The 23,671-nt window shown below is 70.2% G+C and carries 24 protein-coding genes; 11 read left to right on the plus strand and 13 right to left on the minus strand.

Features of this window, described 5'->3' with window-relative positions; all coding sequences use genetic code 11:
• Positions 1-88: 88 nt before the first annotated feature.
• From ACEXQC_RS13095 to aceB, 3 genes are all read left to right on the plus strand, one after another.
• Positions 89-1,375, plus strand: coding sequence for an ATP-binding protein (locus ACEXQC_RS13095; protein ID WP_374822909.1), 1,287 nt, complete (start codon positions 89-91; stop codon positions 1,373-1,375).
• Between the two features lie 146 nt (positions 1,376-1,521).
• On the plus strand, positions 1,522-2,835 hold the full coding sequence (aceA, locus tag ACEXQC_RS13100; RefSeq protein ID WP_374822912.1) for an isocitrate lyase: 1,314 nt from the start codon (positions 1,522-1,524) through the stop codon (positions 2,833-2,835).
• Positions 2,836-2,852: 17 nt separating this feature from the next.
• Entirely contained in the window at positions 2,853-4,499 is a 1,647-nt protein-coding gene (gene aceB / locus ACEXQC_RS13105; protein ID WP_374822915.1) for a malate synthase A, read from the plus strand.
• An 84-nt stretch (positions 4,500-4,583) separates the two neighbouring features.
• Here the strand turns inward: aceB and ACEXQC_RS13110 are convergent, their stop codons facing one another.
• A complete protein-coding gene (locus tag ACEXQC_RS13110; RefSeq protein WP_374822918.1) occupies positions 4,584-5,432 on the minus strand; it encodes an SDR family oxidoreductase in 849 nt (282 codons plus the stop codon).
• A 58-nt stretch (positions 5,433-5,490) separates the two neighbouring features.
• Here ACEXQC_RS13110 and ACEXQC_RS13115 point away from each other — a divergent pair, with 58 nt between their 5' ends.
• Entirely contained in the window at positions 5,491-5,826 is a 336-nt protein-coding gene (locus tag ACEXQC_RS13115) for a winged helix-turn-helix transcriptional regulator (protein WP_374822921.1), read from the plus strand.
• Between the two features lie 42 nt (positions 5,827-5,868).
• Here the strand turns inward: ACEXQC_RS13115 and ACEXQC_RS13120 are convergent, their stop codons facing one another.
• The gene (locus ACEXQC_RS13120) at positions 5,869-6,513 is read right to left on the minus strand and encodes an isochorismatase family protein (RefSeq protein WP_374822924.1); all 645 of its coding nucleotides are present in this window, start codon (positions 6,511-6,513) and stop codon (positions 5,869-5,871) included.
• A 135-nt stretch (positions 6,514-6,648) separates the two neighbouring features.
• Between ACEXQC_RS13120 and ACEXQC_RS13125 the strand changes: the two genes are divergently transcribed.
• Together ACEXQC_RS13125 and ACEXQC_RS13130 are read left to right on the plus strand one after the other, a co-directional pair.
• Positions 6,649-7,596, plus strand: coding sequence for a GlxA family transcriptional regulator (locus tag ACEXQC_RS13125; RefSeq protein ID WP_374822926.1), 948 nt, complete (start codon positions 6,649-6,651; stop codon positions 7,594-7,596).
• Positions 7,597-7,659: 63 nt separating this feature from the next.
• Entirely contained in the window at positions 7,660-9,036 is a 1,377-nt protein-coding gene (locus tag ACEXQC_RS13130; RefSeq protein WP_374822929.1) for an LLM class flavin-dependent oxidoreductase, read from the plus strand.
• 39 nt (positions 9,037-9,075) lie between these two features.
• Here ACEXQC_RS13130 and ACEXQC_RS13135 read toward each other — a convergent pair whose 3' ends face one another.
• The 5 genes from ACEXQC_RS13135 to ACEXQC_RS13155 are packed head-to-tail and all read right to left on the minus strand — an operon-like array spanning position 9,076 to position 13,309.
• Positions 9,076-9,780: an SDR family NAD(P)-dependent oxidoreductase gene (locus ACEXQC_RS13135; protein WP_374822932.1), complete on the minus strand. Its 705-nt coding sequence runs from the start codon at positions 9,778-9,780 to the stop codon at positions 9,076-9,078.
• Positions 9,777-10,172 (minus strand): hypothetical protein, encoded by a 396-nt coding sequence (locus tag ACEXQC_RS13140; protein WP_374822934.1) that lies wholly within the window; start codon positions 10,170-10,172, stop codon positions 9,777-9,779. The genes ACEXQC_RS13135 and ACEXQC_RS13140 overlap by 4 nt, the downstream gene beginning before the upstream one ends.
• Entirely contained in the window at positions 10,169-11,389 is a 1,221-nt protein-coding gene (locus tag ACEXQC_RS13145; protein WP_374822937.1) for a sugar ABC transporter permease, read from the minus strand. The genes ACEXQC_RS13140 and ACEXQC_RS13145 overlap by 4 nt, the downstream gene beginning before the upstream one ends.
• Positions 11,386-12,162 carry an ATP-binding cassette domain-containing protein gene (locus ACEXQC_RS13150; RefSeq protein ID WP_374822940.1) on the minus strand — a complete coding sequence of 259 codons (777 nt, stop codon included), beginning with the start codon at positions 12,160-12,162 and terminating at the stop codon, positions 11,386-11,388. The genes ACEXQC_RS13145 and ACEXQC_RS13150 overlap by 4 nt, the downstream gene beginning before the upstream one ends.
• A gap of 37 nt (positions 12,163-12,199) precedes the next feature.
• Entirely contained in the window at positions 12,200-13,309 is a 1,110-nt protein-coding gene (locus ACEXQC_RS13155; protein WP_374822943.1) for a substrate-binding domain-containing protein, read from the minus strand.
• A gap of 213 nt (positions 13,310-13,522) precedes the next feature.
• Between ACEXQC_RS13155 and ACEXQC_RS13160 the strand changes: the two genes are divergently transcribed.
• Positions 13,523-15,136 (plus strand): cation:proton antiporter, encoded by a 1,614-nt coding sequence (locus tag ACEXQC_RS13160; RefSeq protein ID WP_374822946.1) that lies wholly within the window; start codon positions 13,523-13,525, stop codon positions 15,134-15,136.
• A gap of 27 nt (positions 15,137-15,163) precedes the next feature.
• Here the strand turns inward: ACEXQC_RS13160 and ACEXQC_RS13165 are convergent, their stop codons facing one another.
• The 5 genes from ACEXQC_RS13165 to ACEXQC_RS13185 all read right to left on the minus strand — a co-directional run bounded on the left by ACEXQC_RS13165 (position 15,164) and on the right by ACEXQC_RS13185 (position 19,504).
• A complete protein-coding gene (locus tag ACEXQC_RS13165; protein WP_374822949.1) occupies positions 15,164-15,919 on the minus strand; it encodes an HAD-IIB family hydrolase in 756 nt (251 codons plus the stop codon).
• Positions 15,916-16,602, minus strand: coding sequence for a hypothetical protein (locus tag ACEXQC_RS13170; protein WP_374822952.1), 687 nt, complete (start codon positions 16,600-16,602; stop codon positions 15,916-15,918). Before ACEXQC_RS13170 ends, ACEXQC_RS13165 begins: the two co-directional genes overlap by 4 nt.
• Positions 16,599-17,147, minus strand: coding sequence for a signal peptidase I (locus tag ACEXQC_RS13175; RefSeq protein WP_374822955.1), 549 nt, complete (start codon positions 17,145-17,147; stop codon positions 16,599-16,601). Before ACEXQC_RS13175 ends, ACEXQC_RS13170 begins: the two co-directional genes overlap by 4 nt.
• Before the next feature lie 17 nt (positions 17,148-17,164).
• Positions 17,165-17,686 (minus strand): alternate-type signal peptide domain-containing protein, encoded by a 522-nt coding sequence (locus tag ACEXQC_RS13180; protein ID WP_374822959.1) that lies wholly within the window; start codon positions 17,684-17,686, stop codon positions 17,165-17,167.
• A 156-nt stretch (positions 17,687-17,842) separates the two neighbouring features.
• Positions 17,843-19,504 carry a carboxylesterase/lipase family protein gene (locus ACEXQC_RS13185; protein ID WP_374822962.1) on the minus strand — a complete coding sequence of 554 codons (1,662 nt, stop codon included), beginning with the start codon at positions 19,502-19,504 and terminating at the stop codon, positions 17,843-17,845.
• A gap of 28 nt (positions 19,505-19,532) precedes the next feature.
• Here ACEXQC_RS13185 and ACEXQC_RS13190 point away from each other — a divergent pair, with 28 nt between their 5' ends.
• The 4 genes from ACEXQC_RS13190 to ACEXQC_RS13205 all read left to right on the plus strand — a co-directional run bounded on the left by ACEXQC_RS13190 (position 19,533) and on the right by ACEXQC_RS13205 (position 23,461).
• Entirely contained in the window at positions 19,533-21,107 is a 1,575-nt protein-coding gene (locus tag ACEXQC_RS13190) for a DUF7059 domain-containing protein (protein WP_374822965.1), read from the plus strand.
• Positions 21,108-21,116: 9 nt separating this feature from the next.
• A complete protein-coding gene (locus ACEXQC_RS13195) occupies positions 21,117-22,382 on the plus strand; it encodes an FAD-dependent oxidoreductase (protein ID WP_374822968.1) in 1,266 nt (421 codons plus the stop codon).
• Between the two features lie 98 nt (positions 22,383-22,480).
• Positions 22,481-23,218, plus strand: coding sequence for a hypothetical protein (locus ACEXQC_RS13200; protein WP_374822971.1), 738 nt, complete (start codon positions 22,481-22,483; stop codon positions 23,216-23,218).
• Positions 23,219-23,254: 36 nt separating this feature from the next.
• On the plus strand, positions 23,255-23,461 hold the full coding sequence (locus tag ACEXQC_RS13205) for a hypothetical protein (RefSeq protein ID WP_374822974.1): 207 nt from the start codon (positions 23,255-23,257) through the stop codon (positions 23,459-23,461).
• Between the two features lie 26 nt (positions 23,462-23,487).
• Here the strand turns inward: ACEXQC_RS13205 and ACEXQC_RS13210 are convergent, their stop codons facing one another.
• A complete protein-coding gene (locus ACEXQC_RS13210) occupies positions 23,488-23,637 on the minus strand; it encodes a hypothetical protein (RefSeq protein WP_374822977.1) in 150 nt (49 codons plus the stop codon).
• Positions 23,638-23,671: the final 34 nt, after the last annotated feature.

The raw sequence follows: 23,671 nt of genomic DNA on the forward strand, positions 1-23,671 counted from the left end.
TCGGGACGGTGGCCCCCAGAAGAACCGCGGATACGGACCCAGTGTTGAACACCAGCAACATTTCGACCGAACCAGAACAGGAACCACCATGTTTCGAGTCCGCGATTTCCACCCCGAGGACATCGACGCCATCCTGCGCCTCTGGGAGGAGGCGCGCGCCGACAACGAACCCGTCTACGGCCTCTCCGAGGTCATCTCGTCGTGCCAGGAGGACCATGCGGTCGTGGCCGTGCACGACGAGCGCGTGATCGGCGTCGCCGTGGGCCGCGCCGCCCACGCCCAGGGCTGGATCGTGTTCGTGGCCACGCAGGCCGACTGGCAGGACAGGGGAGTGGGCAAGCGCATGCTCGCCTCCCTCGAGAACCGCATGGCCGGGCTCGGGCTGCAGAAGCTCTCGGTGCTGCTACCGGAGTCCGCCGTGCGCACCGACGCGTTCAGCGACCAGGGCTTCGTGGCCAAGAAGAACCTGCGGTACTTCGAGCGGCAGCTGCCCATGCAGCGCAAGGAGCTCGACACCCTCACCGAACTCGGCGGTCGCATCCTGCCGCGCGACCTATGGGAGGGCATCGGGGGCATGCAGGCCGAGAAGGAGCTGCTCGAGAGGCGACTCGTGGCACCGCTCGCCAACGCCGATCTCGCGGCGCAGTTCGGCGTGGTGCCGCCGAGCGCGGTCGTGCTGTTCGGGCCGCCAGGCACCGGCAAGACCACGTTCGCCCGTGCCATCGCGTCGCGACTCGAGTGGTCGTTCGTGGAGGTGTTCCCCTCGCGCCTCGCCGCCGAGCCCGCCGGTCTGGCCGGTGCGCTGCGCGAGACGTTCGTGAAGATCGACGAGCTCGAGCACGCCGTCGTGTTCATCGACGAGGTGGAGGAGATCGCCGTGCAGCGTGGCGGCGAACCGCCCTCGGCGCTGCAGGGCGTCACGAACGAGCTGCTCAAGATCATCCCCGCCTTCCGCGACAAGCCCAACCGGCTGCTCGTGTGCGCCACGAACTTCATCCGCGCGCTCGACACCGCCTTCCTGCGGCACGGCCGCTTCGACTACGTCATCCCCATCGGGCTCCCGGATGCGCAGGCGCGCGCCTCCATCTGGTCCCGCTACCTCCCGGAGGCGTCGCGCGACATCGACGTCGCGCGCTTGGTGGAGCAGTCGGACGGCTTCTCTCCCGCCGACATCGAGTTCGCGGCCCGCAAGGCGTCGCAGACCGCGCTGGAGGCGGCGCTCGAGACAGCGCTCTTCGACGATCAGCCCGTCCCGCCCTCCGCGGGCCCGCAGCTCGACCACTACCTCGCGGCGATCAACGGAACCCGCGCCACGGTGTCGCACGACGACGCCGAGTTCTTCCTGGAGGACATCCGCTCCCTGGCCCGCCTCTGAGCGGATGCGCCTGCGCACCCTTTTTCTGGAGACCAGAACAACCCGAGAACTTCTGGTGCGCGACTCGGTGAGGGGCCCCTCCGCAGGCCGCAGAGTCGAACCCACAGCAATTCGAGCAGCAGCATTTCGAGCGAAGGAGCACGACGATGAGCACCTCATCCTCCACCCGTCCCGGGGACCAGACCCAGACCGCCGCCGACCTCGAGCGGGAATGGAAGACCGACGCCAGGTGGAACGGCATCGAGCGCGACTACAGCGCCGACGACGTCATCGCCCTGCGCGGCCGGGTCGCCGAGGCCAACACCCTGGCCGAGCGCGGGGCCGAGCGGCTCTGGGAGCTCCTGCACACCGAGGAGTGGGTGCCGGCTCTCGGCGCCCTCACCGGCAACCAGGCCGTGCAGCAGGTGCGGGCCGGCCTCAAGGCCATCTACCTCTCGGGCTGGCAGGTGGCCGCCGACGCCAACCTGAGCGGCCAGACCTACCCCGACCAGAGCCTGTACCCGGCCAACTCCGTGCCCGCCGTCGTGCGCCGCATCAACAACGCCCTGCTGCGCGCCGACCAGATCGAGTTCGCTGAGACGGGCGCGGACGGCGAGACCGGCACCGACTGGCTTGCCCCGATCGTCGCCGACGCCGAGGCCGGCTTCGGAGGCCCGCTCAACGCCTACGAGCTCATGAAGTCCATGATCCAGGCCGGCGCCGCGGGCGTGCACTGGGAGGACCAGCTCGCGAGCGAGAAGAAGTGCGGCCACATGGGCGGCAAGGTCCTCATCCCCACGAGCCAGCACATCCGCACCCTCAACGCGGCCCGGCTCGCGGCCGATGTTGCCGGGGTGCCGACCGTCATCATCGCCCGCACCGACTCGCTCGGCGCCAACCTCATCACGAGCGACGTCGACGAGCGCGACCGCCCGTTCCTCGACGGCACCCGCACCCCCGAGGGCTTCTACGGCACCACACCCGGCATCGACACCGTGCTCGCCCGCGGCCTCGCCTACGCGCCCTACGCCGACCTGCTGTGGGTGGAGTCGGCGGAGCCCGACATCGAGCTGGCCCGACGCTTCGCCGAGGTCATCCACGCGGAGTTCCCCGGCAAGCTCCTCGCCTACAACTGCTCGCCGAGCTTCAACTGGAAGAGCAAGCTGAACGACGAGCAGATCGCGAGCTTCCAGCGCGAGCTCGCGGAGCTCGGCTACGCGTTCCAGTTCATCACCCTCGCGGGCTTCCACGCCCTCAACCACTCCATGTACACCCTCGCCCGCGGCTACGGCGAGCGGCACATGAGCGCCTACGTCGAGCTGCAGGAGGCCGAATTCGCCTCCGAGGCCGACGGCTACACCGCCACGAAGCACCAGCGTGAGGTGGGCACCGGCTACTTCGACCGGATCGCCACGGCCCTGAACCCCGGGAGCGCCACCCTCGCGCTCGTGGGTTCGACCGAGTCCGAGCAGTTCCACTAGGCCGAAAGGAATCGACCATGTCTTCTCACACCACCCCCTCCACGATCACCGTCACCGCTGAGCTCCACGACCGCTTCGACGAGATCCTCACACCAGACGCCCTGCAGTTCCTCGCCCGCCTGCACGACCAGTTCGCCGGTCGCCGCCAGGAGCGCCTCGAACATCGGATGCGCGAGCGCAAGGCCATCGAGAACGGCCGCGACCTGCGCTTCCTGCCCGAGACATCCCCCATCCGCGACGACCCCTCCTGGCGGGTCGCGGGCCCCGGCCCCGGCCTCGAGGACCGCCGCGTGGAGATCACGGGGCCCACCGACCGCAAGATGACCATCAACGCGCTCAACTCGGGTGCCAAGGCGTGGCTAGCCGACCTGGAGGACGCCACGAGCCCCACGTGGTCGAACGTCATCGGCGGGCAGCTGTCGCTCGTCGACGCCATCCGCGGCGACATCGACTTCACCAGCGAGGCCGGCCGCACCTACACGGTCACGGCCGAGCAGACGCCGACCATCATCATGCGGCCGCGCGGCTGGCACCTCGTGGAGAAGCACCTGAGCTACATCGACCGCGCGGGGCACACCCGGCCGGCCTCCGCGAGCCTCGTGGACTTCGGGCTCTACTTCTTCCACAACGCGAAGGCGCTCATCGCCGGCGGACGCGGGCCGTACTTCTACCTGCCGAAGCTCGAGAACCACCTCGAGGCGAGGCTGTGGGACGACATCTTCACGTTCTCGGAGAACGCCCTGCAGATCCCGCACGGCACCATCCGCGCCACGATCCTGATCGAGACGATCTCGGCGGCGTTCGAGATGGACGAGATCCTCTACGAGCTGCGCGACCACGCCGCGGGGCTCAACGCCGGCCGGTGGGACTACATCTTCAGCCTCATCAAGACCTACCGCGGTCGCGGCCGTTCCTTCGTGCTGCCCGACCGGTCGCAGATCACCATGACGGTGCCGTTCATGCGCGCCTACACCGAGCTGCTCGTGCAGACCTGCCACAAGCGGGGAGCACATGCCATCGGAGGCATGAGTGCGTTCATCCCCAACCGGCGCGATCCTGAGATGACGTCGCGAGCGCTGGCGAAGGTCGCGGACGACAAGCGGCGCGAGGCCGGCGACGGCTTCGACGGCACCTGGGTGGCGCATCCGGACCTCATCCCCACCGCGCGCGCCGAGTTCGATGCCGTGCTCGGCGACCGGCACAACCAGGTCGGGCGGCAGCGGCCGGAGGTGTCGGTCACGGCCGCGCAGCTCACCGATCTCTCGGGTCTCGAGCCCCTCGTGACGGATGCGGGCGTGCGGTCGAACGTGTCGGTCGCGCTCCGCTACATCGAGAGCTGGCTGCGGGGCACCGGTGCCGCGGCGATCGACGGCCTCATGGAGGATGCGGCGACCGCCGAGATCTCGCGCTCGCAGCTCTGGCAGTGGATGCGCCAGGGCATCGTGACGACGGAGGGCACGCGCATCACCCACGCCCACGTCGAGTCGGTGCTGCACGGCGTGCTCCGCGGCCTCGACCGCTCGCTCGACGACCGCTTCGACGACGCGGAGAACATCCTGCGCATGGTGGCCCTGGAGGACGACTTCCCGACCTTCCTCACGATCCCGGCCTACGCCCACTACCTCGTGGACACGACGCCGGCACGCCACCCTATCGCCGCATAGGACCCACCGGCCCGGGCTGTCGCGTTCGTGCGACGGCCCGGGCCGGTTCGGCCGATGCGCCTGGGCGGCCCGGCGCGGGGACGGTCAGACGGAGACGTCCTCCAGCCAGGCGGCGACGGTGCGCGGTGCGAGTCCGAGCTGCGTCTGGGCGCTCGTCGACTCCTCGATCACTTCGTTCGGCTGGGTGGCGCGCCACCGGTATGAGTCCACGACGGGGGCGGCTCCGGCCTCGCCGAACAACGGGATGATGGCGGCGCCGAAGTCGTCAGGCGTCTGGGACTCGAAGGCGATGTCCGCGCCGAAGTGGGCGGCGAATCCCGCCGCGAGATCGCTTCCGAGAAGCCCAGGGAGAGCGCCAACGCCCACGACACCGGTCACGCCGACATCCTGGATCAGCCGCACCACTACGTCAGCGACGTCGAGATGCGAGCTCCACGAGATGGCGTAGTCGTCGCGGATCGGGTACCGGAGGATGCCCTCCGCATCGACGCCCGACGTGACGACGGGAAGCAGGAGGTTCTCGAGGTACAGCTTGGGGGACACGATCGCCAGCGAGACGCCGGTGGAGCGGAGCCCGTTCACGAGTGTGTCCACGGGGGAGCCCTCGGCGCCCGGAACGCCGAACGGGTAGCCGCTCGTCGATGCAATGACACGAGACGGCTGCGCTCGACGCACGGCCTCGACGATCACCTCCGCGTGGCGCTGCTGAGCCTCCGCCGAGCCGATCGGGAGGTGCACGAAGACGGCGTCCGCTCCGGTGTAGGCCGCCACGAGGGAGTCGACCGACGACAGGTCGACGGCGATCGGGGCCGTGGGACCGGCATAGGCGGATGCGTCGCGCACGGCGGCACGGGGGGACAGGCCCTGAGCGAGGAGAGCGGCGACCACGGGGGCGCCCTGGGCGCCCGTGGCGCCATGGATGATGAGTGACATGGCTCAATTAGTGCATACCATGCACCAGTTACGTCAAATGCACTATAAGCTTCGAGCCATGGGATTCTCGAACGAGCCGTGGCCGGAGTGCGGGGTGGCGCGATTCCTGACCCTGCTCGATGGCCCCTGGGCGACGCTCATCATCCGCAACCTCCTGCACGGGCCCGCGCGCTTCGGAGAGCTGCGGGACGGCCTCGAGGGCATCAGTGCGCACACCCTCACGAGCCGGCTTCGGCGGTTCGAGGAGAACGGCCTCGTCACGCGCACTGCCTACCCGGAGATCCCACCGAGGGTGGTGTACGAGCTGACGCCCCTGGGCCTCGAGCTGCGCCCGGTGCTGGAGGCCATGAACGCCTGGGCCCTGACCGTGCCCGCAGCCGACGAGGAGGACTGATCCGCTCAGACGGATGCCGACTCGTCGTCCGCGCCCGCGGTTTCAGTGAGCCGAGGCGCGGTTGCGCCCTGCGCCCGCGGCCGCCGAGCTGCCGAGATCACTCCCCGTCAGCGACGCACCGGCGTCGACGGCGGAGGTCCAGGCTGCGGTGTCGGTGACGGCGGCCCAGTTGGAGTGGAGGAGCGCCATCAGCGTCTCGTGCACGGTTCGGGCGTCGGCGGATCCTGCGTCGTTGGCGAGGTGGATCGCTCCGGTCGCATCCGACAGCACCTCGATCGCGAAGCCCGCGTACTCGGCCTCGACCGCCGATGCCAGCACGCAGTTGTTCGTCATGTAGCCCACGAGGGTCACGGTGTCGATCTCGCGTTCGCGCAGCCACTCCGCGAGGTCGGTGCCGGCGAACACGGAGCCGTACGACTTCGTGATGCGCTTCCAGTCGGCGGATGCTCGGCGCTCGATCTCGTGGTGCAGCTCGAACTCGCGGGAGTCCGGGTCGAAGACCGGCGCCCCGCTGCCGGCCGAGTGCTGCACGGCGACGATGGGGATGCCTGCCGACACGGCGGTGTCCACGGCCTGCGCGATCGTCGGCAGCGATTCGCTGTGCGGCGGGTACTGGATCTCGAGCAGACCGTCGAAGTACTGCTGCTGGACGTCGATGATCACGAGCACGCGGCGGGGTGTCGTCATGGTGGAGGCTCCTGTCGTGAGGGAGTGCGCCTCGGCGGATGCGGGAGGCGCACTCCATGATCACCGAGGATGCTCGCGGTCACGAGTGGCACGCAGGCAGCCTTACGATGGAATCGGGCCAGATCGGAGGGTGTGATGCGCATTGCGATCTACGCGGTCGAAGGAGCGACCATGTTCCACCTGGCGGTGCCGCAGATGGTCTTCGACGAGGTGCGCCGACTCGGTCTCGCGGACTGGAGGTGCGTGCTGTTCGCCGAGCGCGCTGGTTCGGTCCGCACCGCGGAGGGCTTCCGCATCGAGGGGATCGCCGGCCTCGCGGCAGCCGACGCCGCCGACCTGATCGTCATCCCGTCGTGGTTCGACGACGAGCGACGCCCAGGGGGACGACTGCTTGGGGTGCTGGCTGACGCCCAGGCGCGACGCGCTGCGATCGCCGGTCTCTGCCTCGGTGCCATCCCGCTCGCCGACGCCGGACTCCTCGCCGGTCGCACCGCCGTCACGCATTGGATGGCGTCGGACCGCCTCGCCGCCAGGCACCCGGATCTGCTGCTGGACGATTCGGTGCTCTACATCGACCACGGCGACGTGCTCACCTCGGCGGGCACTGCCTCCGGTCTCGACGCCTGCCTCCACATCGTGCGCTCGAGGCTCGGCTCCGACGCCGCGAACAGGGTGGCGCGGAGCCTCGTGGTGGCGCCGCACCGGGAGGGCGGCCAGGCGCAGTACATCGAGCATCCTGTTTTCGCCGAGTCGTCGACGGGGTCGATCGGAGGCGTCCTCGCCTGGGCCGAGGCGAACCTCGGTGAACCCCTGACGATCGATGCGCTGGCCGCCCGATCCCACCTCAGCAGGCGCACCTTCATCCGGCAGTTCCGGGCCGTCACAGGCACGTCGCCGGCGGCGTGGATCCGGGCCAGGCGGCTCGACGAGGCGCGGCGCGTGCTGGAGTCGACGGCGATCTCGATCGAGCAGATCGCATCGCTCTGCGGCTTCGGCACCGCCGTCACGTTCCGGCAGCGCTTCCAGGCCGCCTACGGCACATCACCCTCCCGCTACCGTGCCCGTTTCACGGCCGGCGAGTAGTCCCTCCGTCGCACAAGGTCACAACCGGGCCGGCCACGCTGTCGAGGCAGCAGGATGGCCGACATGACACAGCACATCCGGTTCAACGCCTTCGACATGAACTGCGTCGCCCATCAGTCGTCGGGCATGTGGCGCCACCCCGACGACCAGTCGTGGCGGTACAAGGATCTGTCGTACTGGACGGACCTGGCGAGACTCCTCGAGAGAGGCTCCTTCGACGGCATCTTCATCGCCGACGTGCTGGGAACCTACGACGTGTACGGGGCCTCCAACGAGGCCGCCATCCGTCACGGCGCGCAGGTGCCCGTCAACGACCCGATCCTGCTGGTCTCGGCGATGGCCGCGGTCACCGAGAACCTGGGTTTCGGCATCACCGCCGGCACGGCCTACGAGCACCCCTACCCGTTCGCTCGGCGCATGTCGACGCTCGATCACCTGACGCGTGGTCGCATCGGCTGGAACGTCGTCACCGGCTACCTGCCGAGCGCCGCCCGCAACATGGGCCACGACGATCAGCTCGAGCACGACCAGCGCTACGACGTGGCCGATGAGTACCTCGAGGTGCTCTACAAGCTGTGGGAGGGCTCCTGGGAGGACGACGCCGTCATCCGCGATCGCGAGAGCGGCGTCTTCACCGACCCGGCGAAGGTGCATGAGATCGGCCACCACGGCGAGCACTTCACGGTGCCCGGCATCCACCTCGCCGAGCCCTCGCCGCAGCGCACCCCCGTGATCTACCAGGCCGGAGCCAGCCCCCGCGGAATCGCCTTCGCCGCAGGCAACGCCGAGGCGATCTTCGTGGGTGCACCCACCAAGGCCGTGCTCAAGGGTGTGGTGACGAAGATCCGGGATGCGCTCGAGGCGGCGGGGCGCGACCGCTACTCGGCGAAGATCTACACGCTCATCACGATCATCACCGACGCCACGAGCGAGAAGGCGCACGCGAAGCACGCCGACTACCTCACCTACGCCTCCGAAGAAGGCGCCCTGGTGTTCATGTCGGGGTGGATGGGCGTCGATCTCTCGCAGTACGACCTCGACGAGCCGATCGGCAACGTGAAGAGCAACGCGATCCAGTCGGCGGTCTCGAACTTCCAGGCGGCGAACGACGACGGGGGCGAATGGACGGTGCGCGACATCGCCAAGCTCGGCCAGATCGGCGGGCTCGGCCCGTTCCTCGTGGGATCGCCCACCGAGATCGCCGACGAGCTGCAGGCGTGGGTGGACGAGACGGATGTCGATGGCTTCAACCTCGCCTATGCCATCACACCGGGCACCTTCGAGGACATCGTCGAGTTCGTGATCCCGGAGCTGCGTCGCCGGGGCGCGTACCCCGAGTCCTATGCGCCCGGCACCCTGCGCAACAAGCTGCATGGTCGCGGTGACCGTCTGCCGGACGAGCACCACGGCGCTCACTTCAAGGTCGGTCAACGAGCCTGAGCGGACGAAGCCGTCGGGACGATCGTGGGCAGGGGGCGGTCAGGCCAGCACTTCGCCGCCGGTGACCGGGGCGATGAGCACGCGGGGGGCCGGCAGGGCGGCCAGCCACGCCGCGGCGGCGCCGAGGTCGGTGGTGCGCCCGAGCCGGCCCGCCGGGATCTGGGCGGAGCGCTCGGCGAGGAGCTCCTCGACCGTGATGCCGCGGCCCTCGGCCATTCCCTCGAAGGCGCGCTGCAGCAGCGGTGTCTCGGTGGCGCCGGGGCACAGGATGCGGATGCGGACTCCGGTGCCCGCCGTCCGCATGCCGCGCGCCCAGCCCACGAGGGCGAACTTCGAGGCGCAGTAGGCGCCGTTCGCGGCCTCGCCCACGAGGCCGGCCTGGCTCGAGATGGCGACGTAGCTGCCGGATCGGCTCTCGAGGTCCTCCCGGACGGCGTCGTGGAGCCGGAGGAACGACAGGGTGTTGATGTTCATGACCCGATCGGAATAGGCGCGGTCGACCTCCTCGAGGGCGCGGCCGGCCGCGATCCCGTGGGCTGCCACGACGGTGTCGATGCCGTTCTCCCGCACGAAGGCGGCGATCGCGGCGAGGTGCGCGGCGTCGTTGAGGTCGCCCTCGAGGTCGATGTGCCCAGCGCTGCCCGCCCGCAGATCCTGCGTCCACACGGTGTGGCCCGCCGAGCGCAGGGCCGTGACGGTCGCAGATCCGATGCCGCCGGCGGCGCCCGTGACGAGTGCTCTCATCGTGCCGTCTCCCTCAGGTCGTAGGTGGTGCCTCGCGAGAACCGACCGTCGACGCTCGACAGGTAGGCGAGTGTGGCCGCCCTGTCCTGCTCCTGGCCGGGGCCGGAGACGACGATGTTCACCGCCGGCGTGCTCGGGTCGCGCTCGAGGGTGAACGACTGCACGAGACCGCGCACGGCCTCGATGTACGCCTCGGTGGTGGGCGCCGAGGCGGGGGAGGCCGTCACGACGAGGCTCACGACGGCCGCACCCTCGGGAGCGGTGCGCGCGGCACCGGTCAGGAACTCGATGACCTCGAACACCCCCTCGGTCAGCAGCCGATCGCGGCCGTCCGCACCCACCACGTCGGCGAGCTCCCGCTCGAACGACACCGTCTCGGTCGAATAGCTCATCTCTTCCTCCAGGAGAACGTGCCGCGACTGAGCACGACGTCGGCCACCGTGGCGGCGGCCAGGATGATGCCGGTGACGATCTGCTTGGCCTCGGTGGGGAGCCCGAGCAGATCCATCCCATTGCTGATGCTGCCGATGAGCAGGGCGCCGAGCAGAGCCGACCACACCGTGCCCTTGCCGCCGAAGAGGCTCGTGCCACCGATCACGGCCGCCGCGATCGCCTCGAGCAGCAGGGTTCCGCCGCCCGACTGCACGGAGACCCCGAGCAGCCTGGATGCCGCGAACACGCCGCCGAGCGCGGAGAACAGCCCCGCGAAGGCGAAGGCCACGAGGATGGTCCGGCCCACGGGGATCCCCGCGCGCCTCGCCGCCTCGCGATTGCCGCCCACGGCGTAGAGGCGTGCGCCGAATCGCGTCTGGGTGGTGATGTAGGCGAAGAGCCCCACGATCGCCACCAGGATGGCGAACATGAGCGGCACACCCCGGTGCAGGTTCATCGTGAGCACCACGGCGACGCTGAGCACGATGATCGCCACGACCGGGAGCACCACGGCGCGGACGAACGACACCGGCAGCTGCCGGGCGCGTCGACGCCGCCAGCGGGTGAGGTAGAACACCGCCGACAGAGCCGCGGTGATGAGTACGAGCAGCCACCCGAGCGGCGCCGACAGATAGGTGCCGGCGATCAGTCGGATCGGGTCGTTCGCGAGGCTGATCTGGCCCGTCTCGGGCAGCATCGTGAGCAGGATGCCGCCGAGCGCCAACGACCCGGCGAGCGTCACGATGAACGACGGCGCCCCGTACAGCACGATGACCGCCTGCACGAGGGCCCACGCGACACCGCAGGCGAGAGCGACGGCGACGGCGAGGATCGGGTTCCAGCCGGAGTTGACCGCCAGGTTGCCCGCGATCGCCGCCGAGACGCCGCTCAGCGCGGCGACGGAGAGGTCGATCTCGCCCAGCAAGAGCACGAACACGAGACCGAGCGCGATGGTGGCGGTCACCGCCGTCTGCAGCGTGAGGTTGGAGATGTTGACCGGTGAGAGGAACAGCGGGTTCTGGATGGCGAAGAACGCCCACACCAGCACCAGCACCACGAGCACGGGCCCCAGTCGGAACCGGCTGGCCGTCGACTTGAAGCGCTCCCGGCGGGAGTCGGCCGGCGGGAGGGCCGACAGAGCCTTCGTGGGCGGGTTCTTGACGTCGGCGGGGCTCATGCGGTCACGCCTTCCTGCTGGGACGCGCCGGTGATGGCATCGACGACGTCGTTTCCGGAGTACTGGCCGCGCAGGAACGTGCGCGTCTTGCGACCGAGGCGGATGACCTCGACGCGGTCGGCGAGGTGTCGCACATCCTGCATGTCGTGCGAGATCACCATGACGGCGATCCCCTGGTCGCGGAGCCGCTCCAGCAGGTTGCGCACCTGCTCCTTCTGGGTCACCCCGAGGGCAGCCGTGGGCTCGTCGAGCAGCACCACGTCGGGGGTGGTGAGGATGCTGCGACAGATGGCGATGCCCTGCCGCTGTCCACCGCTGAGCTGCGAGATCGGTGCGGTCAGATCCTTGATCTTGACACCCAGGTTCGAGAGCACCTCGTGGGCCCGGGATTCCATCTCCTCCCACGAGAGCTGGAACAGCGAGGTCACCTTGCCGCCGAGCTCCCTGCCGAGGAAGAGGTTCTGCACGGTGTTGAGGTTGTCGCAGAGAGCGAGATCCTGGTAGACGGTCTGGATGCCCGCATCCACGGCATCCTGGGGTCCGGTGAATCGCACGGGCTTGCCGTTGCGCAGGATCTCGCCCCGATCGGGCGCATAGATGCCCGAGAGCACCTTCGTGAGCGTCGACTTGCCCGCTCCGTTGTCGCCGACCAGAGCGGTGATCTGGGAGCGGTGGAGCGAGAGGTCGATGTCACTGAGCGCCTGAACGCCACCGAAGTGCTTCGAGATACCCCTCAGTTCGAGCGCCGGGCGCCCTTCGTCCGAATCGGTCATCGGATGCCTCCTGGCAGTCTGCGTGGGCGGATGCCGGTCACGGGGCGTCGCAGAAGGCGACACCGGTGAGACCCTCGCAGATCTCCTCCTTGGTGTAGAGGCCCGCGTCCACGACGGTCTGCATGTTCTCGGCGTCGATGCTCTCCACGTCGAGGAAGGCGGCAGGCACCTCTTCGGCGTTGTTGTCGAAGACGTCGTTCACGAGACCGCTCGGCGGGTCCTCCTTGAGGAGGGCGGCGAGAACCAGTTCGGCAGCGGACTGGCCCTCGATGGCGTAGTCCTTGAACACCGTGTCCTGCTGCTTGCCCTGGAGGATGTACTTCAGACCGTCGAGGTTGGCGTCCTGACCGCCGTAGACCGGAACGGTGCCGCCGAGGTTCTGCCCCTCGAGCGCGGCGATCGCGCCGGAGGCGGTGCCGTCGTTCGACACCAGCACGGCATCGATCTGGTTCTGGGTCTTCGTGAGGCACTGCTCGACGATCTTCTGTGCGTTGGCGGGGTCCCAGCCGGCGGCGTAGTCCTCGCAGACGACCTCGACCTTGCCATCGGCGACCAGCCCATCGAGCGTCTCGTCCTGACCGGCCTTCACCTGGGTGGTGTAGTTGTCACCGTTGTTGCCGTAGACGCGGGCGACCTTCACGGGTGTCGCGGTGGTCGGCAGGTGCCCGCCGAAGTAGGTGCCCTGGGCGGCGCCCACCTTGAACGGGTCGAAGATCACCTGGTACTCGACCGGGCCGTCCAGCGCTTCGTGCTCGTAGCCGATGACGGGGATCAGGGCATCCGAGGCCTTGGCCAGAACCGAGCCGGAGAGGGCCGGGTCGGCGGAGACGAAGACGATGGCCTTGGTGCCCTGGCTGATCGCCGTCTCGGCCTGGGTGAGCTGGCGGGCAGCATCCCCCTCGGCGTTCACGATGTCGACCGTGACGCCCGGTGCGAGCTCACCCATGGCCTCCACGAAGGCGGGAGCGTCGTGCTCGATGAAGCGGGTGGTCGTGGTGTTGGGCAGCAGCATGGTGACGGTGCCGGTGAGCTCTTCGGCGGATGCCGCCGCGGGCTGTTCGGCGGCCTGATCGGCGCCGGTGGTGCAGCCGGTCAGAAGGGCGAGTCCCCCGACGGCCGCGGCCGCGAGTAGGAAGCGTGATCGCATGACATTCTCCTCATTGAGTTCAACTGTGATCGGTGCTCTTAGGCGCTCCAGTGCGCTTGTGTTCAGTGTGACTGAATGTTTGTTAAACTACAACGGTCAGAAACCGCTGTCAAAGGGCACTTCCGACGGCTGCTGTTCAGTCCAGTTGTTCACGATGGGTGAGCTCTCCTTTCCCATCCCAGCGAGGGCGCGCGCCGCAATAGGCTCACTGTCGTGGAGAGCGAAGCCGTCGGGACGATCGTGTGGGTGGTGTCGTTCGTCGCGGTCACCGTGGCCGTGACGGGAGTCGCCGGGCGGGCGGGGCTGTCGGCTCCCATCGTGCTCGTGGTCGTGGGGGCCGTGGTGTCGTTCATCCCCGGGGTGCCCGCCATCGCGGTCGAGCCCGACCTCATCCTCTACGGGCTGCTGCCGCCTCTGCTGTTCGCGGCCGCCATCCGCACCTCGTTCGCCGACGTGCGCGCGAGACGCGACGGCATCCTGCTGCTCAGCGTGGGGCTCGTGGCGTTCACGGTGGTGACCGTGGGCCTGACCGCCTGGCTCGTGGTTCCCGCCATCTCGCTCGCCGCCGCGCTGGCGTTCGGAGCGGTCGTGGCGCCCACCGATGCCGTGGCCGTCACCGCGATCGCCGGCAAGCTCAAGCTGCCCCGCCGGCTCGTGACCGTGCTCGAGGGCGAGAGCCTGCTCAACGACGCCACCGCCCTCGTGGCGCTCAACGCCGCGATCGCCGCCATCGTGGCCGCGTCGAACCCCTCGGCCGAACCGCCGACCGTCGGCTTCATCGTGCTCGAGTTCGCCCTCGCGGTGGTGGTGGGGGTCGGAGTCGGATTCGTGGTGGCGTTCGCGCTGGGGTTCATCCGCAAGCAGCTGCGCTCGCCCGTGCTCGACACGAGCCTCTCGCTCATCACCCCGTTCGTGGCGTTCATCCCGGCCCAGCTGCTGCACGGTTCGGGAGTGCTCGCCGTGGTGGTCGCGGGGCTCTACCTGGGCTTCAGGGCCCCGGTCATCCAGACCGCGCAGGCGCGCATCGCCGAGTCGCTCAACTGGCGCACCATCCAGTTCCTGCTCGAGAACGCCGTGTTCCTCTTCATCGGGCTGAGCCTCTCCGGCATCCTCGAGGATGCGCTGAGCGACTCACCTGGCGTGTGGCCCACCGTGCTCATCTCGGCCGCCCTGCTCGGTGCGATCTTCCTCTCCCGCTTCGCCTGGATGATGCTCACGACCGCCACCTACCGCTTCGGCCCCCAGTGGCTGCGGGAGCGCGGATGGAGCTGGCGCAACGGCATCGCCGTGTCGGTCGCCGGCATCCGCGGTGTGGTGACGCTGGCGGCGGTCTTCCTGCTGCCGGAGGAGACGCCCGGGCGCGCCTTCCTGCAGTTCCTGGCGTTCGTGGTGGTGGTGGGCACGCTGCTCGGGGGAGCGCTGCTGCCCTTCGTCATCCGCCGCCTCAAGCTGCCGCCGCCCGACTTCTCGCAGGAGCAGACCGAGGTGCACATGCTCCTCGCCGAAGCGCAGACCGCGGGGCTCGCCCGGCTCGACGAGGAGCTGAAAGACGCCGAAGCCGACCAGCGGGTCATCGATCGGCTCCGCGTGAACGCCTCCTTCTTGGGCGACTTCCTGGAGAACCCGGGGGAGCAGGGCGCCGAACCTCTGCCGCGCGCCTACGCCCGGTTGCGCCGCGACATGATCGAGGCCGAGCGCGAGGCCGTGCTCGTCGCCCGAGCGGAGGGTCGCTACCAGGAGCGCTCGGTGAAGGCCGTGCTCGCCAAGATCGACGTGGAGGAGACCGAGCTCAACCTCGGCCGCTCCGCCCGCGACGAGAGCGCGTGACCGGAGCCGGGGTCAGGCGAGTGCCGGTCAGGCGCGTTCGCTGAGGAACGTCTCCACGAACGCAGCCGTCTCGTGCCAGCCCTCCACCGCGTGGCACTCCACGCCGAGGGCCTTCACGGGATAGTCGTTGCCGCCCTCGTCGAGGCGGTCGCCCACGAAGAGCATGTCGTCGAGCGGGATGCCCGTGAGCTCGGCCAGGCGGTTCATGCCGTAGGCCTTGTCGATGCCCTCGCGCGTGATGTCGACCGAGGTCGATCCACCCGAGCGCACCTCGAGGTCGGGCAGCTGCGAGGCCACGGCGGCGCGCAGCGACTCCTTCTTGGAGCCCGTCGGGTCCCACGCCGACTTCGCCTCGATGGGGGCCTGCTGGCCGAGGGCGGAGAAGGTGATCTGCGAGCCGCGATCCTCGAGCACGGGGCCCCAGGTCTCGGTCTCCCAGAGCCCGAGCTCCTTCGCGGCGGCCACGAGGGCATCCTGCGCACGCATCTTCTGGTCGTCGCTGAGGTTCTCGGCGTAGACCTGCACCCAGTCGCCGCCCTCGTGCCGGTAGTACTGCGTGCCGCACGTGGGCATGAGGTGCAGGTGCTCGAGGTGGGGTGCCGATTGCGGCAGGTTCGCCACGAGCTGGCTCTGGAACTGCCCGAACTGCCCGCCGGAGATGACGCACACCTGCACGGTGTCGAGCAGCCTCACGAGGAGCTCGGCCATGCGCGGGTCGAGAGGGGCCTTCGAGGGCGCGAGGGTGTCGTCGAGATCGAATGCGACCAGGCGGACGTTCGTCACAGGGGATCCTCCTTCAAGGGCAGGGCAGAACCTCGATTGTGGCAGATGCAGACGGCAGCGAGGGTCACGAGCAGTGCGGCGAGGGCGAGGGCGGCCGGGATCGCGCTCGCGGATGCGCCGGTGTCGGCCAAGGATGCGCTGCGCGGGGGAGCTGCGGAGGCGTGCAGCACGATCCGCGGATGCGCTGTCAGCCGCTGGGTGGTGTCGTCGGCGTCGCGGGGCAGAGTGAAGCGCAGCCTGAACTCGGCCACCCCGCCCGGAGGCAGGCTCAGACCGGGAGTGCGGAGCGGTGCGGAGCTCCCGGCGGGCTTCCGGATGCTGTCGGTCCAGGATGCGGGTGGGACCGTGGTGGTCGGGCCTGCTGTGGCCACCACATGGACCTCCAGCGATCGCCACAGCTCACCGTTCCGGCGGTCGGCGACTTCGATCTGCACGCCGTCCACCGCGGAGTCGCTTCGCACGAAGAGCACGCTCGAGAGCTCCGCGCCGGGTGCGAACACGAAGTCCTCGGGGGTGAGGGCGTGATCGAGGGACTCGGACCAGGAGACCCCATCCGAGCTCACCTCGAGCACAGGTGCATCCGCTGCGATGGCGGTCTCCGCCGCCCCTGCCGCGAAGAGGGCGAGACCCAGGGCGGCGATCGAGGTCGAGATCGTCCGGACGACGTACCAGGTCGGTCTCATGCCTCGACCCGCTTCGAGCGCAGACGGCGGCGGGCCGCTGTCGTCCACATCCCGGCCGCGTAGGCGAGGAGGGCCGCCGCGATCACGCCGATCCCGATGGCCCGCTGCTCACCGGTGAGCCACACGTTGACGTGCCCGAGGAGGGGCAGGTGGTACCGGAGCACGCCCCTGAGCTGTTCGGCGCGCACCGGTTCGGGGTCGTCGGCGGAGTTGGCGTCGCCCCGGAAGATGAAGCTGCGCTCGCCGGATCCGCTCACGCTCACCCCCACCACCCGGTGCGTCGCCACCGCCGGCCGCCCCGAGGCGAGCTGGTAGGTGGCCACCTGGCCGACCCGTATCGAGTCCGGGTCGGCCGGTGACACCACCACGAGTTCGCCCGGCGGCAGCGACGGCTGCATCGAGCCCGTCAGCACGGTGTAGGGCGTGGCGCCCATGATCCGCGGCACGACCACCACGGCGAGCAGCACCCCCACGGCGGCGAGCAGCAGCACCCACGAGCCGACGCGCCCCACCCACCAGGCCGCGCCCGTCTTGGTGGTCGCCACCCGCCGCCCGCTCATCGTCAGGGGTTCTGCACGAGGGTGAGCTCGAAGTCGGTGAGGTTGAGGTCGGCGTCCATCCCCTCCCCGGACGGCGTGTCGGGATCGAAGGTGAAGACGAGCTCGATCGGCAGCGCGCGGTCCTCCTCGATCGGCCCGAGGTCGTAGCTGAGCTCGGAGGTCACGATGTCGTCGACGCTCATCGACACGTCGATGTAGGGCAGCAGGTCTCCGCCCAGATCGGCGGTGTCGGCCAGCAGGGTCGCCTCGAGGTTGCGGCCCTCGCCCGCCACGACCGCGTCGGCCGTGTAGAGGATGACGTCGCCCGGCACGATCGTGTCGACCGCCGGGTCGAAGGGCTGGGCGTCGCCCTCCGAGATGTCGTACCAGAGCGGATTCTGCACGCTGAGCGAGAGGTAGCCCGAACTGAGCGTGCCGTCGGCCACCGAGGCCGAGCTCGACCAGAAGGCGAGCGTTCCCAAGCCGCTCGTGAGGAGCACGATGGCGGCTCCCGCCGCGATCGCACCCTTGGTGACTGCATTCATGATGATCCCCGTTTCTTCTCGGAAGAACCGGGCGTTCAGCTGAGCGCCCTTACCTCCCGAAGAATAGATGAGAAATCATCAACATCTCTACCCCCTGTTCGGGGAGCGGGTGGGGAACTGCAGCCGTGGGGTGGGGATCGCTGGCGTGAGGGAAGGCTAGCGGAACGCTACGACGGTGTCTCCCCAGGCCGCGCGGATCTGGGCGTCGGGATCATCGACCACGGTGCCGCGGCCCTCGAACACGAGGGTGCTGCGCGTGCTCTCGTCGTAGAGCGGCCAGGCCTCGCCACCGGGGGAGTCGGGGTCGCCGCCGCGGGCGAAGGCCACCCAGCGCGCTCGCATCTCGGCGGAGAGCCGCCGCGCCGCCGGGAGCCCGCCGAGGTCGAAGCTCGGATCCTTCTTCGCGGTGCCGAGCGTGCCGAAGACGTAGGCGATCTCGGCGCCGTGGGTGGCGCCGATGCCGAGCAGGCGCAGCATGGCGGGGGCGTGGTCGAACCGGTACATGCGGGTGGGGGCCACGCGGCTGTGGGCGGCGGCGAGCCAGATGGAGGGCATGCGGAACCCGGCGTCGCGGGAGAGCTCCGCGGGAGTGCCGTGCCGGGGGAACCGCGGATAGGCGCGCTCGATGCGCTCCTCGATGCTCGGCCCGGTCGGATCGCCGGATCCCGAGCCCCCAGCCGTCGCCTCGGCCTGCGCCGCCTCCTGGGCGAGGTCGGGCCGCTCCGCGAGGAGCGCCTCGAACATGGCGTGCACCGAGGTCTGAGTGATGGGCATGAGCGGCGACTTCATGAGCTTGAACAGCGACGCCTCGTCGTGGTTCGTGCCGATGATGAGCGGCACGGGCAGCTGGCGGCCCTCGCGGAAGGCATCGATGGGGTGCTCGGGTACGAGCTCTCCATCCACCACCGGTGCGATCGCGAGCGTGCCGGGCGCCTCGGCGGAGACCGCGGCCACGAGGTCGAACGCCGCCTGGCTGAGCGTCTCGGGGGCGAGCTCGCGCAGTCGCCCCGCCTGGCCCGGCTCAAGGCCGACGAGCCGCAGGAAGCGGGCCGCGACCGTGGCGGCGCGCTCGGCGTCGTAGACCGAGGTGGCGGGTGAGCTCTCGGCGATGGCGCGGTGGAAGAGACCTGCCGCGGCGGGCACGGTGAGCAGGGTGGTGACGCAGCCCGCCCCGGCCGACTCGCCGAAGAGAGTCACGTTGGAGGGGTCGCCCCCGAACGCCGCGATCTCGCGCTGCACCCAGGCGAGGGCGGCGATGATGTCGTGCAGCCCCAGGTTGGCCTCGAACGCCGCCTCCGCCGAGGCGCCGGCGTCGCCGGAGAACGAGCTGAAGTCGAGGAACCCGAGCGCACCGAGCCGGTAGTTGAGCGTGACCACCACCACGTCGCCCTCGGCGGCCAGCAGCCGGGTGTCGAAGAGCGGCTGCGCGCTCGACCCCGCCACGTAGGCGCCGCCGTGCACCCACACCATCACCGGATGCGGTCCAGGCGTCTCGGGGGCCGTGACGTTCACGGTGAGGCAGTCCTCCGACTGCGTCACACCCGGCGGCAGTCGCACGGCCTTGTTCTCGTGCTGCGGGGCGGCGGGCCCGAACGCCAGCGCCTCGCGCACACCATCCCACGCCGCAACGGGCTGCGGTCGCCGGAACCGCAGCGGCCCCACGGGCGCCGCCGCGTACGGGATCCCGAGCCACCGCCGCACGCTGCCGGCCCCGTCGGCGCTGCCGCGCGCACCCCCGGATGGGACGGCCTCCACGGCACCGCGCACGGCCCCCGACGAGGTCTCGACGACGAGCGGATCACCTTGAGTGCGCGGCATGCCGCCACTGTAGCGATTGAATGGGTGCGTGGACCACGACCAGATCGACCTCCTGCGCGACGACCTCACCCGAGCCCGCTACCGCGTGGAGGTGCTCGACGACCTCTGGGGCCCCGAGGCCTCCGCCGCCCTCTTCCGCGGCCGCACGCTCCCCGCCCTCCGAGCCCTCCGCGACCGCGACGGCACCGCGCCGGGCGACGCCGTGGTGGCCCTCGCCCGCCTCTTCGTGCTCGGCACCGAGGTCTCCCGCGAGGCCCTCGAGGCCGCTCTCCCGGGCCTCGGCGCGGAGGGCGCGACGTCCCTCGGGCTCGTCGGCGAGGGATCGGCGCCCGGCCTCCTCACCGCCCGCCTCGACCTGCGCCCCTACGGCTTCGTCGATTCCCTCGGCGCCGGCAGCTGGTGGATCGTCTCCGACCTCGGGGAGGCCGCGCTCGGCCGCGCCCTCGACGAGGACCACGTGCTCGGCATCGGCGGTGCGACCACCACGCTCACGGGTCTCATGATCCCCACGCCCGCCGACTCCGTGCTCGATCTCGGCACCGGATGCGGCATCCAGGCCCTGCACGCCTCGCGGTTCGCGCGCCGGGTGGTGGCCACCGACATCTCCCGGCGGGCCCTCGAGATCGCGGCCCTCAACGCCCGCCTGAACGGCATCGACTCGATCGAGTTCCGGCTCGGCAGCCTGTTCGAGCCGGTCGCTGGGGAGCGGTTCGACCGGATCGTCTCGAACCCTCCGTTCGTCATCACCCCGCGCGTGCAGGGCGTTCCGCTCTACGAGTACCGGGATGGGGGTCTCGAGGGCGACGCGATCGTGGAGACCGTCGTGCGCTCTGCCGCCGAGCACCTCGAGCCGGGCGGCCTGCTGCAGATGCTCGGCAACTGGGAGTACCGTACTCGCCCCGACGGCGCCGAAGAGAACGGGCCCGAAGCGAACAGGCCCGAGGAGGACGGGCTCGATCGTGTGCGCTCCTGGGTGGAAGGATCCGGCCTCGACGCGTGGGTGATCGAGCGCGAGCAGCAGACGGCGCCGCTCTATGCCGAGACCTGGATCCGCGACGGCGGCACGCGCCCGGGCACCGAGCGCTTCGACGAGCTCTACAGCGCCTGGCTCGACGACTTCGACGCGCGGGGGGTTGAGGCGGTGGGCTTCGGCTACATCCTGTTGCGCCGCCCGCGCGAGACAGCACCCACGCTGAGCCGCTACGAGCGCCTCGACTCGGGGCTCGGCGACAATCCCTCCGGCCTCGGCGACCACCTCGCGCGCTGCCTCGCCGGTCACGACTGGCAGGTGCACCGCGACCTCGACGCTCTGCTGCGCTCCACGCTCGTCTACGCCTCCGACGTCACCGAGGAACGGCACTACTGGCCCGGCCACGACGATCCCGTGGTCATGACGCTCCTGCAGGGCAGCGGTTTCGGCCGCCGGGTGCCGCTCGACACGGGCCTCGCCGCCTTCGTGGGCGCGTGCGACGGCGACCTCGAGGTGGGCCCCATCATCGACGCGATCGCCCAGGTGCTGAGTGTGGACGCCGGGGCGCTGCGCGATGAACTCGTGCCGCGCATCCGCTCGCTCATCGACGACGGATTCCTGCTGCCGTCCTAGGGTGGAGCCATGGCCGCCGCGCGCACCGTCCACACCGAGGTCTGCATCGTGGGCGGCGGCCCCGCCGGCCTCATGCTCGGCTACCTCCTCGCCCGCATCGGCATCGACGTGCTCGTGCTCGAGAAGCACGACGACTTCCTCCGCGACTTCCGCGGCGACACCGTGCACCCCTCCACCCTCGAGCTGCTGGGCGACCTGGGGCTCCGCGAGGAGTTCCTGAAGCTGCCACACAGCGAGGTGCGCGCGCTCGACGTGGTGGTGAACGGCATCCGGGTCCACGCGATGGACTTCTCGCACCTGCCCGCGCCGAACGACTTCCTGGCCTTCGTGCCGCAGTGGGACTTCCTCGACTTCCTCGCCGGGCACGCCCTGCGGGAGCCGTCGTTCCGGTTGCGGATGGGCACCGCGGCCACGGGTGTACGGCGCGCAGGCTCGGCGGTCACGGGAGTCACCGCCGTCGACGCGGAGGGTGAGTTCGAGATCGTGGCCAGGCTCACCGTGGCCGCCGACGGCCGCGCCTCGACCGTGCGCTCCGCCACGGGGCTCGAGCCGCGGGAGTTCGGCGTGGGTGTCGACGTGCTGTGGTTCGAACTGCCCAAGCCCGCCGCACCGCTCCGGCCCACCCTGGCCTACATCGACCGCGGCGTCTCGGTGCTCACGATCGACCGCGGCAGCCACCTGCAGTCCGGTTCCCTCATCGCGAAGGGCGGCTTCGACGAGATCAAGCGGCAGGGCCTCCGTGCGTTCCGCGACTCGATCGCGAGAGCTGCGAGGCCGCTCGCCCCCGTGGTCGACTCCCTGCAGGACTGGGAGCAGGTCAAGCTGCTCTCGGTGCGCCTTTCGCGGCTCGAGACCTGGTACCGGCCGGGGCTGCTCTGCATCGGCGACGCCGCCCACGCCATGTCGCCGGCGTTCGGGGTGGGGGTCGAGTACGCCATCCAGGATGCGGTCGCCACCGCGAACCGCCTGGCCGAGCCGCTGCTGCTGCGGGCCATCGGCGGGCCGGGATCCGCCCTCGGGGTCACGCCCAGGGATCTCGCGGCCATCCAGCGGCGACGCCTCCCCGCCGTGCGTGCCATGCAGGCGGTGCAGTCGAGGATGCACCGCACCCTCGCGAGACCGCACGACGAGCCGCTGCTCTCGAACCCGCCGACCGTCGCCCAGCGACTGGCGCTCGGCCTCATCGTGCCGGCCGCTCGAGCCGTCGGGCCGCGAGTGATCGGGCACGGGCTGCGCCCCGAACGGCTCGACGACGTGCTGCTGCGCTCGCTCTAGCCTCGCCCTCGGCGATCGCCCAGCGGATCTCCAGAAGGCGTGTCCAGACTGGGAGGACGACGACGCAGACGGCGTTCGCCGGGATCGGAGCGATCACCATGGGTTTCCTCGACCGCCTCCTCGGCAGGGAAGAACCGCAGCGGAACGAGCAGCAGCCGTACATGCCGCAGAGCCCCCAGCAGCACGACCCGCGTGACGGTGCGCCCGCTCAGGGTGCGCCGGAGCGCACCGACGACCAGATCGCCGTCGAGCGCTACCGCTACCTGCTGCGCACCGCTCCTCCCGAGACCATCGAGCAGGTGCACGAGGAGGCGTTCATGAAGCTCACGCCCGAGCAGCGCAAGATCCTCTTCACGCAGCTCTCGCAGGAGGCCGCGCCCGGCGACGCCCCGCGCGGTGACGACGCGCACTCGCTCGCCCAGTCGGCCACGCGCTCCGAGATCCGCAAGCCCGGCACCATGGAGCGCGCGTTCAACGGCGCGGGCGCCCAGGGCAACGGCGCGGGCGGCGCCGCAGGTGGCATGGGCTTCGGCAGCATGATGGCATCGTCGCTGCTCGGCACGGTGGCCGGCTACGTCATCGGATCCGCGCTCGTGAGCGCCTTCCTGCCCCCGATGGGAGCGGACGGCGGCACCGAGGCAGGGGCCGACGGCGGTGACAGCGGTGCGGACTCCGGATCAGCGGACTCCGGCGCGGACTCCAGCGCAGATGCGGGTGCAGCGGATGCCGGCGCCGGCGACGCCGGTGCGGCCGACTACAGCGCCGACGGAGGCGACTTCGGCGGTGGCGGTGGCGACTTCGGTGGGGGCGACTTCGGTGGCGGCTTCGACTTCTGACCCCGCGGCCCGCACGAGGTCGGTAGAGTCGGCGACATGACAGACCTTCGCATCGTCGAGCACGAGCAGGACGACGTGCTCAGCTACTACGTGACCACCGACCTCAACCCCGACGAGTTCCCCGGCGCCCCGAACCTCGGCCCGTTCCCCACGCGCGAGGAGGCCGAGCAGGCCGTCAAGGACTGGGATCAGGAGCTCGTCGACGACGCGGAGCCCGACGAGAGCACCGGCGCCACCGTCTGATCAGCCCGCCTGGTCAGCGAGTCTGATCAGGCGTTCTGCAGCACGATCACCACCGAGATCGCCCCGATGCTGAGGGCGATGAGACCGATGATCACGATCCAGGTGAGCGCCCTCGCCCGCCCCAGCCGGCTCATGAATCCGCTCGGCCTCTCGTCGTAGTCGTCGTCGTTCGTCATGGCTCGACGATAGCCGGTAGCGTAGGCCGAGCCC

This window comes from Herbiconiux liukaitaii (assembly GCF_041927495.1).
In the GTDB taxonomy this organism is placed as follows: Bacteria; Actinomycetota; Actinomycetes; order Actinomycetales; family Microbacteriaceae; genus Herbiconiux; species Herbiconiux liukaitaii.

What these genes read in the sequence shown, in the direction of transcription:
- ACEXQC_RS13155 (WP_374822943.1), bottom strand. Translation starts at nt 13,309, where the DNA reads ATGCGATCACGCTTCCTACTCGCGGCCGCGGCCGTCGGGGGACTCGCC.
- ACEXQC_RS13120 (WP_374822924.1), bottom strand. Translation starts at nt 6,513, where the DNA reads ATGACGACACCCCGCCGCGTGCTCGTGATCATCGACGTCCAGCAGCAG.
- ACEXQC_RS13210 (WP_374822977.1), bottom strand. Translation starts at nt 23,637, where the DNA reads ATGACGAACGACGACGACTACGACGAGAGGCCGAGCGGATTCATGAGC.
- ACEXQC_RS13110 (WP_374822918.1), bottom strand. Translation starts at nt 5,432, where the DNA reads ATGTCACTCATCATCCATGGCGCCACGGGCGCCCAGGGCGCCCCCGTG.
- ACEXQC_RS13180 (WP_374822959.1), bottom strand. Translation starts at nt 17,686, where the DNA reads ATGAATGCAGTCACCAAGGGTGCGATCGCGGCGGGAGCCGCCATCGTG.
- ACEXQC_RS13145 (WP_374822937.1), bottom strand. Translation starts at nt 11,389, where the DNA reads ATGAGCCCCGCCGACGTCAAGAACCCGCCCACGAAGGCTCTGTCGGCC.
- aceA (WP_374822912.1), top strand. Translation starts at nt 1,522, where the DNA reads ATGAGCACCTCATCCTCCACCCGTCCCGGGGACCAGACCCAGACCGCC.
- ACEXQC_RS13130 (WP_374822929.1), top strand. Translation starts at nt 7,660, where the DNA reads ATGACACAGCACATCCGGTTCAACGCCTTCGACATGAACTGCGTCGCC.
- ACEXQC_RS13185 (WP_374822962.1), bottom strand. Translation starts at nt 19,504, where the DNA reads ATGCCGCGCACTCAAGGTGATCCGCTCGTCGTCGAGACCTCGTCGGGG.
- aceB (WP_374822915.1), top strand. Translation starts at nt 2,853, where the DNA reads ATGTCTTCTCACACCACCCCCTCCACGATCACCGTCACCGCTGAGCTC.
- ACEXQC_RS13200 (WP_374822971.1), top strand. Translation starts at nt 22,481, where the DNA reads ATGGGTTTCCTCGACCGCCTCCTCGGCAGGGAAGAACCGCAGCGGAAC.
- ACEXQC_RS13125 (WP_374822926.1), top strand. Translation starts at nt 6,649, where the DNA reads ATGCGCATTGCGATCTACGCGGTCGAAGGAGCGACCATGTTCCACCTG.
- ACEXQC_RS13170 (WP_374822952.1), bottom strand. Translation starts at nt 16,602, where the DNA reads ATGAGACCGACCTGGTACGTCGTCCGGACGATCTCGACCTCGATCGCC.
- ACEXQC_RS13095 (WP_374822909.1), top strand. Translation starts at nt 89, where the DNA reads ATGTTTCGAGTCCGCGATTTCCACCCCGAGGACATCGACGCCATCCTG.
- ACEXQC_RS13150 (WP_374822940.1), bottom strand. Translation starts at nt 12,162, where the DNA reads ATGACCGATTCGGACGAAGGGCGCCCGGCGCTCGAACTGAGGGGTATC.
- ACEXQC_RS13115 (WP_374822921.1), top strand. Translation starts at nt 5,491, where the DNA reads ATGGGATTCTCGAACGAGCCGTGGCCGGAGTGCGGGGTGGCGCGATTC.
- ACEXQC_RS13140 (WP_374822934.1), bottom strand. Translation starts at nt 10,172, where the DNA reads ATGAGCTATTCGACCGAGACGGTGTCGTTCGAGCGGGAGCTCGCCGAC.
- ACEXQC_RS13205 (WP_374822974.1), top strand. Translation starts at nt 23,255, where the DNA reads ATGACAGACCTTCGCATCGTCGAGCACGAGCAGGACGACGTGCTCAGC.
- ACEXQC_RS13135 (WP_374822932.1), bottom strand. Translation starts at nt 9,780, where the DNA reads ATGAGAGCACTCGTCACGGGCGCCGCCGGCGGCATCGGATCTGCGACC.
- ACEXQC_RS13195 (WP_374822968.1), top strand. Translation starts at nt 21,117, where the DNA reads ATGGCCGCCGCGCGCACCGTCCACACCGAGGTCTGCATCGTGGGCGGC.